This window comes from Sphingomonas sp. (genome assembly GCF_019242355.1).
Lineage (GTDB): Bacteria > Pseudomonadota > Alphaproteobacteria > Sphingomonadales > Sphingomonadaceae > Sphingomicrobium.
In genome coordinates, this window is sequence record NZ_JAFAVR010000206.1 from 1 (window position 1) to 7,661 (window position 7,661).

The 7,661-nt window shown below is 66.4% G+C and carries 10 protein-coding genes and 1 pseudogene; 9 read left to right on the forward strand and 2 right to left on the reverse strand.

Features of this window, described 5'->3' with window-relative positions; all coding sequences use genetic code 11:
- Positions 1–225 (forward strand): annotated as a pseudogene (locus JOZ79_RS10130) (hypothetical protein); the annotation flags it as partial.
- 216 nt (positions 226–441) lie between these two features.
- Positions 442–912, forward strand: coding sequence for a YbhB/YbcL family Raf kinase inhibitor-like protein (locus JOZ79_RS10135; RefSeq protein ID WP_294073763.1), 471 nt, complete (start codon positions 442–444; stop codon positions 910–912).
- A 103-nt stretch (positions 913–1,015) separates the two neighbouring features.
- Here the strand turns inward: JOZ79_RS10135 and ctrA are convergent, their stop codons facing one another.
- Positions 1,016–1,732 (reverse strand): response regulator transcription factor CtrA, encoded by a 717-nt coding sequence (ctrA, locus tag JOZ79_RS10140; RefSeq protein WP_294073765.1) that lies wholly within the window; start codon positions 1,730–1,732, stop codon positions 1,016–1,018.
- A gap of 161 nt (positions 1,733–1,893) precedes the next feature.
- Here ctrA and JOZ79_RS10145 point away from each other — a divergent pair, with 161 nt between their 5' ends.
- The 3 genes from JOZ79_RS10145 to JOZ79_RS10155 are packed head-to-tail and all read left to right on the forward strand — an operon-like array spanning position 1,894 to position 3,420.
- On the forward strand, positions 1,894–2,541 hold the full coding sequence (locus JOZ79_RS10145; RefSeq protein WP_294073767.1) for an RluA family pseudouridine synthase: 648 nt from the start codon (positions 1,894–1,896) through the stop codon (positions 2,539–2,541).
- Positions 2,531–2,941 (forward strand): alternative ribosome rescue aminoacyl-tRNA hydrolase ArfB, encoded by a 411-nt coding sequence (gene arfB / locus JOZ79_RS10150; protein WP_294073769.1) that lies wholly within the window; start codon positions 2,531–2,533, stop codon positions 2,939–2,941. Before JOZ79_RS10145 ends, arfB begins: the two co-directional genes overlap by 11 nt.
- Positions 2,941–3,420: a GAF domain-containing protein gene (locus JOZ79_RS10155; RefSeq protein WP_294073771.1), complete on the forward strand. Its 480-nt coding sequence runs from the start codon at positions 2,941–2,943 to the stop codon at positions 3,418–3,420. Before arfB ends, JOZ79_RS10155 begins: the two co-directional genes overlap by 1 nt.
- Here JOZ79_RS10155 and JOZ79_RS10160 read toward each other — a convergent pair.
- Complete coding sequence (locus tag JOZ79_RS10160; protein WP_294073773.1) at positions 3,417–3,890, reverse strand: universal stress protein; 474 nt, start codon at positions 3,888–3,890, stop codon at positions 3,417–3,419. The two genes, JOZ79_RS10155 and JOZ79_RS10160, sit on opposite strands and share 4 nt — an antisense overlap.
- A gap of 138 nt (positions 3,891–4,028) precedes the next feature.
- On the opposite strand from JOZ79_RS10160, the gene JOZ79_RS10165 reads away from it, so the two are divergent.
- The 4 genes from JOZ79_RS10165 to JOZ79_RS10180 form a co-directional block, all read left to right on the forward strand.
- Positions 4,029–5,378 (forward strand): pyruvate dehydrogenase complex dihydrolipoamide acetyltransferase, encoded by a 1,350-nt coding sequence (locus JOZ79_RS10165; RefSeq protein ID WP_294073775.1) that lies wholly within the window; start codon positions 4,029–4,031, stop codon positions 5,376–5,378.
- Between the two features lie 59 nt (positions 5,379–5,437).
- Positions 5,438–5,881 (forward strand): DUF559 domain-containing protein, encoded by a 444-nt coding sequence (locus JOZ79_RS10170; RefSeq protein WP_294073777.1) that lies wholly within the window; start codon positions 5,438–5,440, stop codon positions 5,879–5,881.
- Positions 5,874–7,289 carry a dihydrolipoyl dehydrogenase gene (gene lpdA / locus JOZ79_RS10175; protein ID WP_294073779.1) on the forward strand — a complete coding sequence of 472 codons (1,416 nt, stop codon included), beginning with the start codon at positions 5,874–5,876 and terminating at the stop codon, positions 7,287–7,289. The genes JOZ79_RS10170 and lpdA overlap by 8 nt, the downstream gene beginning before the upstream one ends.
- Positions 7,290–7,440: 151 nt before the next feature.
- Positions 7,441–7,661: cation transporter (locus tag JOZ79_RS10180; protein ID WP_294073781.1), on the forward strand; the 221-nt coding region annotated here is incomplete at its 3' end.

The following is a 7,661-nucleotide window of genomic DNA, read 5'->3' on the forward strand; positions in this document are numbered from 1 at the left end:
CTAGCCCTGGCTCTGACGACCATCGCCACTTCGGGTGCGAACGGGACAGCCCCGACCGGACAACCAAGCAAACCCCAGGCCACGAAATACTGCTTTCAATACGACCAGGACATCGGTTCCCATGTGAGGCGGTCCGAGTGCCGGACCAAGCAGGACTGGAAGGATCAGGGAATCGACGTCGATCAGGAGCTGGCCAAGAGCAATCCTCAGGCTCCAAAGCCCTGAGCCGACGCGCTCAACCCAATATCGCGCGTTCACTTCGCGACTCCGGGCGGCTGACGCTGGCGGCGGAACGGACCAGCCGCGGCTCCGTTGGTCGTCCGGACAATGCGGGAAAGTGCGATGCGGATGAGATCGGCAACGGCGGCTCTTTCCTTCGCGACGCTTTGCAGCTGTGGAAGCCACGGGGGACCATCCGCCGCAAGCCGAGGATCAGGGAATATGACAGTCACCACGACGACCGCCAGGCTCACTCTCGCCAGCGACGCCTTCAAGGACGGCCAGCCGATCCCTCAGGTCTACAGCTGCGACGGCGCCAATCACTCGCCTGCGCTGAGCTGGGGCGAACCCCCCGCCGGCACGAAGAGCTTCGCGCTGGTCATCGACGACCCCGACGCGCCCAAGGGTACCTTCCGCCACTGGGGCGTCTACGACATTCCGGCGTCCGCCCGCGGAATCGCCGCCGGCGAGCACGTCGGTACCGAGGTCAACAACGATAAGGATGCCCCCGGCTACACCGGCCCCTGCCCGCCCAAGGGCAACGGTATCCACCATTATCATTTCAAGCTGTTCGCGCTCGGCGTCGACAAGCTCGGCCTCAAGCCGGACGCGAAGGTCATCGATGTGGAGAACGCCGCCTCCGCCCAGGCGATCAGCCAGGGCGAATTGATCGGAACCTACGACCGGAAATAACAACTCGTCATCCCGGCCTTGAGCCGGGACCCGCCTTCTCATGGAGCGTGGCGGTGAAAAGAAATAGGCAGGCCCCGGATCAAGTCCGGGGTGACAACCTGCTTTAAGCGACCGCCGCCTGCGGCTCTCCGCCTTCGACGCCCTCTTCCGGGTCGCGCAGCACATAGCCGCGGCCCCAGACGGTCTCGATATAGTTCGCCCCACCGCACGCCAGCGCCAGCTTCTTGCGCAGCTTGCAGATGAACACGTCGATGATCTTGAGCTCGGGCTCGTCCATCCCGCCATACAGGTGGTTGAGGAACATTTCCTTGGTGAGCGTCGTGCCCTTGCGGAGCGAAAGCAGCTCCAGCATCGCATATTCCTTGCCGGTCAGGTGCACTCGGGCGCCGTCGACCTCGACCGTCTTGGCGTCGAGGTTCACCGCGAGCTGGCCGGTGCGGATGACCGATTGCGAATGACCCTTCGAGCGGCGAATGATGGCGTGGATGCGCGCCACCAGCTCGTCGCGGTGAAATGGCTTGGTCACATAATCGTCGGCGCCGAAGCCCAGGGCCCGCACCTTCGAGTCCATCTCGCCGATGCCCGACAGGATCAGGACCGGCGTCGACACCTTCGCGACCCGCAGCTTCTTCAGCACGTCATAGCCGTGCATGTCGGGCAGGTTCAGGTCGAGGAGGATGATGTCGTAATCATAGAGCTTGCCGAGATCGAGGCCCTCTTCCCCAAGGTCGGTGGTGTAGACGTTGAAGCCTTCGGTGCCGAGCATCAGCTCGATGCTCATGGCGGTCGTCGGCTCGTCTTCGATCAGCAGCACGCGCATCGTGAAATCCCCCGTTCGCGGCCGCCGGGGTTACTGCCCCTTAACAGCCTTGAAGCGTCCATTAACCATTCGAGGAATGAGGGGAAAAGGTTAATATTGTGTAACGCGCTGGATTCGCTGGGTTCGTTGCGCGAGAGACACAAATCTCTATTGCGGCGCTCATGCTCGCCGACCGCATCCTTTTCATCGACGCAGAAGCGATCGTCATCGACAAGCCGGCCGGCCTGCCGGTCGACACCCCGCGGCGGGGCGGCGATTCCATCGTCTCGCGCCTCGGCGAGCTACATTGCGGCTTCAAGCGCCCCCCAACCCCGATGCACCGCCTGGACACCGATACCAGCGGCTGCCTGCTGCTCGCACGCACGGCAAAGGCACGCAGCCGCTTCCAGCGTGCTTTCGAGGACCGGCTGGTCGAGAAATATTATCTCGCGGTGATCGGCGCCGAGCTCCCGCACGCGGAGGGAGTGATCGACGTGCGGCTCGCCAAGAGCTCGAGCGCCGAAGCCGGATGGAAAATGGTTGCGGACGAACATGGTGCCGAGGCGACAACGCACTGGCGGCGGCTCGCGGTTCGCGGCGGGGCTACACTGGTCGAGTTTCGTCCTCTGACGGGACGCACGCACCAGATCCGCGCCCATGCCCGCGAGGCGTTCGGCCGCGGCATCGTCGGCGACCGCGTCTACGGCATTCCCGGCGGCCCCATGCTCCTCCACGCCTCGCGCCTGGTCGTCCCGCGCGACGGCAAGCCGGCAATCGACGTCACCGCCCCCCTGCCCGACAGCTTCGCCGAGTGGCGCGATGCGGCCTGAGGACGTTCGAATCCCCGAAGAGGCGCTGAGCGAAAGCTTCCTCGCCGCGACAGGCCCCGGCGGCCAGAACGTCAACAAGGTCGCGACGGCGGTTCAGCTGCGCGTCGACCTGTTCCGCCTCGGCCTCCATCCGGATGCCTACGAGCGGCTCAAGGCCATTGCCGGCAGCCGCGTCACGAGCGCAGGCGAGCTCCTGATCACCGCCCGCCGCTTCCGCACCCAGGACGGCAACCGCCAGGATGCGCGGCGCCGTCTGGCGGAGATGATCGCCGCTGCCCATATCGTCCAGGCCAAGCGCCGTCCGACGCGCCCAAGCCGAGCCGCGAAGGCCGAGCGCGTCGAGAAGAAGCGCCAGCGCAGCAGCGTGAAGCAAGCCCGAGGAAAAGTGAGTTTCGACTGATGTACGACTTCAAGATTGCCGCCGCCGACTCGGCGACGCTCTATCGCGACCTCGCCTCCGCGCTTGAGGGTCTCGTCGCGGGTGAGCCGGACGCCATCGCCAACATGGCCAATGCCGCCGCGCTCATCTGGGAGACGCTGCCAGATCTCAACTGGGCAGGCTTCTACCGCAACGTCGGCGGCGAGCTGGTTCTCGGGCCCTTTCAGGGTCGCCCCGCATGCATCCGCATCAAGTTCGGCGAGGGCGTCTGCGGCGCCGCTGCTGCAACCCTCCGGCCCCAGCGTGTCGAGGACGTCAACGCGTTTCCCGGCCACATCGCCTGCGACGCCGCTTCGGCCAGTGAGCTGGTGGTCCCGATCGTCCGCGACGGACAGCTTCTCGCCGTCCTCGACCTCGACAGCCCGACGCCCGGGCGGTTCAGCGAGGAAGACGAAGCCGGCTGCGTGAAGCTCGCCGAAATCCTCGCGGGCGCGTTCTAGCTCAGCTGCTCGAGCCGCTCCTCGCTGAGCGAACCGGGGATGACCATCAGGGGGCACGGCAGCCTGCCCGCGTCGGCGCCCGCCAGGTCACCCACCAACGGCCCCGGGTCGCCGCTCGCCGCCGCTCCCAGCACCAGCGCAGCCACGTCCTCACGCTTGCCGACGAAATCGCGCACCGTGCGCACCGCCTCGCCCTGCCGGACGACGATGTTCGCCTCGACCCCCGATTCGTTCAGCAGCTCGCCGATCGCGGCGCTGACGACGCCTTCGATGCGAAGCCGCTGCTCTTCCTCGATCGCCGCCTGGACACCGCCGAACTGAACGAAATCCTGCGGCTCGACGATCCCGAGCACCTCGATCCGTCCGCTCGTCTTGACTGCCCGCCGCGCCGCGAAGCGGAGCGCCACGCGCGCTTCGTCGCTGTCGTCGACCACGACCAGATAGGTGCGCTTGATGCCTTGATCCCCCATGCCGAACAGTGCTGCGGTAAACCACGGCCAAGTGCAAGTCGGCGGCTAGGGTTTCGGCGCAGGCTTGACCGCAACCGCCGCATTGGCTTTGAGCCCAAGGCCGCTTCACCGACACGACCTCCTTTACGGACACCGCAGATGCCCATCGAACTCAAGATGCCCGCGCTTTCCCCGACGATGGAGGAGGGCACGCTCGCCAAGTGGCTGGTCAAGGAAGGCGACACCGTCTCCTCCGGCGACATCCTCGCGGAGATCGAGACGGACAAGGCGACGATGGAATTCGAAGCCGTCGACGAAGGCACGATCGCCAGGATCATCGTCCCCGAGGGCACCGACGGCGTGAAGGTCGGCGCTCCGATCGCCATCCTCGCCGGCGAAGGCGAAGATGCGACGTCCGCCGCGAGCGCCGCGCCAGCCCCTCCCCCCGCTGCGGGGGAGGGACAGCCGAGCGCAGCTCGGCAGGGAGAGGGGGCACCCGCCCCGAAAGCCGACGCACCAGTCAGCTCCGCCCCGACACCCCCTCACCCCGCTCAGCCTGCGGCTGAGTCGCCCTCTCCCGCGAGGGGAGAGGGAGATCGCATCAAGGCGTCGCCCCTCGCCCGCCGCCTTGCCCAGGCACAGAACATCGACCTCGCGAGCCTCAAGGGCACCGGCCCTGATGGCCGCATCGTCCGCGCCGACATCGACGCCGCCGCCGGCAAGGCGCCCGCCCCCACTCCGTCCGCCCAACCCGCGGCTGCTCCGTCAGCGGCGCCAGCCGCTGCCCACGCCGTCCTCCCGGGCCCCGCCGAGCAGGCGATCCCGCATGAAGCCGTCAAGCTCTCCAACATGCGCAAGACCATTGCGCGCCGCCTGACCGAGTCCAAGCAGCAGGTTCCGCACATCTACCTCACCGTGGACATCCAGCTCGACGCGCTCCTGAAGCTGCGTGGCGAGCTCAATGCCGGCCTCGAAAGCCGCGGCGTCAAGCTCAGCGTCAACGACCTGCTGATCAAGGCGCTCGCCCAGTCGCTGATGGCGGTTCCGGAGTGCAACGTCGCCTTCGCCGGCGACCAGCTGCTGAAGTACAGCCGCGCCGACATTTCGGTCGCCGTGTCGATCCCCGCCGGCCTCATCACCCCGATCATCGCCAATGCCGACACCAAGAGCGTGTCGGCGATCTCGGCTCAGATGAAGGACCTGGCGTCGCGAGCGAAGGAGGGCAAGCTCCAGCCCGAGGAATATCAGGGCGGCACCGCGTCGCTCAGCAACATGGGCATGTTCGGAATCAAGCAGTTCGAAGCCGTCATCAACCCGCCGCAAGGCATGATCATGGCCATCGGCGCCGGCGAGAAGCGCCCCTACGTCGTCAACGACAGCCTCCAGATCGCCACCGTCATGAGCGCCACCGGCAGCTTCGACCACCGCGCCATCGACGGCGCCGACGGCGCCAGGCTGATGAAGGCGTTCAAGGAACTGGTCGAGAATCCGCTGGGAATGCTGGCGTGACGAACAGCAACCCCTCTCCCCTCACGGGGAGAGGGAGGGAGCCGCGCAGCGGCGGAAGGGTGAGGGGTGCGCCCTCCAACGACGAACGCCTGCATGCCCGTGAACTGCGCGATCGCGCGCGGGAAATGCGTGCCAGCCCCACTCCAGCCGAGCGGCGTCTCTGGTCTATGCTCCGCGACCGCCGCATGCCGACATTCAAGTTCAAACGTCAGTTCGTCATCGACCCTTACATTGTAGATTTCGTTTGCCTGGAAAGGCGGCTCATAATCGAGGCGGACGGCTCCCACCATGCCGAGAACGTTTACGACGTCCGCCGCGATGCCTTTCTCCGCTCGCAGGGCTTTTCGGTCCTTCGCTTCTGGAACAATGACATCCTCGAGAACATCGGCGGAGTGTTCGACGCCATCTACGCTGAACTGACATCCCCTCACCCTCCCAAGCCTGCGGCTTGGGCCCCTCCCTCTCCCGCAAGGGGAGAGGGGCTTGGAGAGAGCAATGCCTGACACCTACGACCTCATCGTCCTCGGCTCCGGACCGGGCGGCTATGTCGCCGCGATCCGCGCGGCGCAGCTTGGGCTCAAGACCGCGATCGTCGAGCGCGAGAATCTCGGCGGCATCTGCCTCAACTGGGGGTGCATCCCGACCAAGGCGCTGCTGCGCACGGCCGAGGTGTTCCACTACATGACCCACGCCGACGCCTACGGCCTCTCCAACGACAAGCCGTCGTTCGACCTTGCCAAGGTCGTCGGCCGAAGCCGCGCCGTCGCCAAGCAGCTCAACCAGGGCGTCACGCACCTGATGAAGAAGAACAAGATCGCCGTGCACATGGGCGAAGGCGCGATCACCGGCAAGGGCAAGCTCAGCGTTACCGGCTCCGACGGCAAGACCGCCGACCTAACCGCCAAGCACATCATCGTCGCGACCGGCGCCCGCGCCCGCGACCTCCCCTTCGCCAAGGCCGACGGCAAGCGCATCTGGACCTATCGCCACGCCATGACGCCGGCGGAAATGCCGACCGAATTGCTCGTCATCGGCTCGGGCGCCATCGGTATCGAATTCGCCAGCTTCTACGCCGACCTCGGCGCCAAGGTGACCGTCGTCGAAATGCTCGACCGCGTCGTCCCGGTCGAGGATGCGGAGATCAGCGCGCAGCTCCAAAAGAGCCTGCAGAAGCAGGGCCTGACCATCCTCACCGGCGCCGGTGTTGAAAGCCTGACCCCGGACGCCAGCGGCGTCACCGCGAAGATCAAGACCGGCGACGGCAAGTCCGCCGACCACAGGTTCAGCCACTGCATCGTCGCCGTCGGCATCGTCCCCAACACCGAGAATATCGGGCTCGAAGCGCTCGGCGTGAAAACCACCAAAGGCCACATCGACACCGACCCGATGTGCCGCACCAACGTCCCCGGCATCTGGGCGATCGGCGACGTCACCGCGCCGCCGTGGCTCGCCCACAAGGCCAGCCACGAGGGCGTCACCGCCGCCGAAGCCATCGCGCAGGAGCTCGGCAACAAGGACGTCCACCCGCACGCCACCGACCCGAAGAACATCCCCGGCTGCACTTACTGCCGCCCCCAGGTCGCTTCGGTAGGGCTCACCGAGGCGAAAGCGAAGGAGCTCGGCTACGAGGTCAAGGTCGGCAAGTTCCCGGCCATCGGCAACGGCAAGGCGATCGCGCTCGGCGAGGTCGACGGCTTCGTGAAGACGGTGTTCGACGCGAAGACCGGCGAGCTGCTCGGCGCCCACATGATCGGCGCCGAGGTCACCGAGCTGATCCAGGGCTACACGATCGGCAAGACCGCCGAGCTGGTCGAGACGGACTTCATCCAGACCGTCTTCCCGCACCCGACGCTCAGCGAGATGATGCACGAAAGCGTCCTTGCCGCGTTCGGTCGAGTGATCCACATCTGACGCCGCTGTCCTACACAGCCCGACATGTGCAATGGGGCGGCATGACCTGCCTTCGTTCGAGCGCTGACCATGCTGTTGTTCCCGGCCCTCGCGGGCGTGCGTGCGCGATCACGCGCGGGGCGAGCGCGACCTTTGTGACCTTTCGCGGCCGATGAGCGCCCCCACCACGAGCACGCGGACGCTCGTCGTCGCGCTTCTCGCCAACCTCGGCATCGCCGTCTCGAAATTCGCCGCCGCCGCGATTACCGGCTCCTCGGCGATGCTGACCGAGGGCGTGCATAGCGTCGTCGACTGCGCCAACCAGCTGCTTTTGATGTGGGGCCGGCGTCAGGCCAAGAAGCCGCCCGACAAATACCACCCGTTCGGCTACGG

Bases quoted from the DNA above. Each gene is read 5' to 3' on its own strand.
- JOZ79_RS10165 (WP_294073775.1), top strand. From the start codon at position 4,029: ATGCCCATCGAACTCAAGATGCCCGCGCTTTCCCCGACGATGGAGGAG.
- ctrA (WP_294073765.1), bottom strand. From the start codon at position 1,732: ATGCGCGTGCTGCTGATCGAAGACGAGCCGACGACCGCCATGAGCATC.
- JOZ79_RS10135 (WP_294073763.1), top strand. From the start codon at position 442: ATGACAGTCACCACGACGACCGCCAGGCTCACTCTCGCCAGCGACGCC.
- JOZ79_RS10155 (WP_294073771.1), top strand. From the start codon at position 2,941: ATGTACGACTTCAAGATTGCCGCCGCCGACTCGGCGACGCTCTATCGC.
- JOZ79_RS10160 (WP_294073773.1), bottom strand. From the start codon at position 3,890: ATGGGGGATCAAGGCATCAAGCGCACCTATCTGGTCGTGGTCGACGAC.
- arfB (WP_294073769.1), top strand. From the start codon at position 2,531: ATGCGGCCTGAGGACGTTCGAATCCCCGAAGAGGCGCTGAGCGAAAGC.
- JOZ79_RS10145 (WP_294073767.1), top strand. From the start codon at position 1,894: ATGCTCGCCGACCGCATCCTTTTCATCGACGCAGAAGCGATCGTCATC.
- lpdA (WP_294073779.1), top strand. From the start codon at position 5,874: ATGCCTGACACCTACGACCTCATCGTCCTCGGCTCCGGACCGGGCGGC.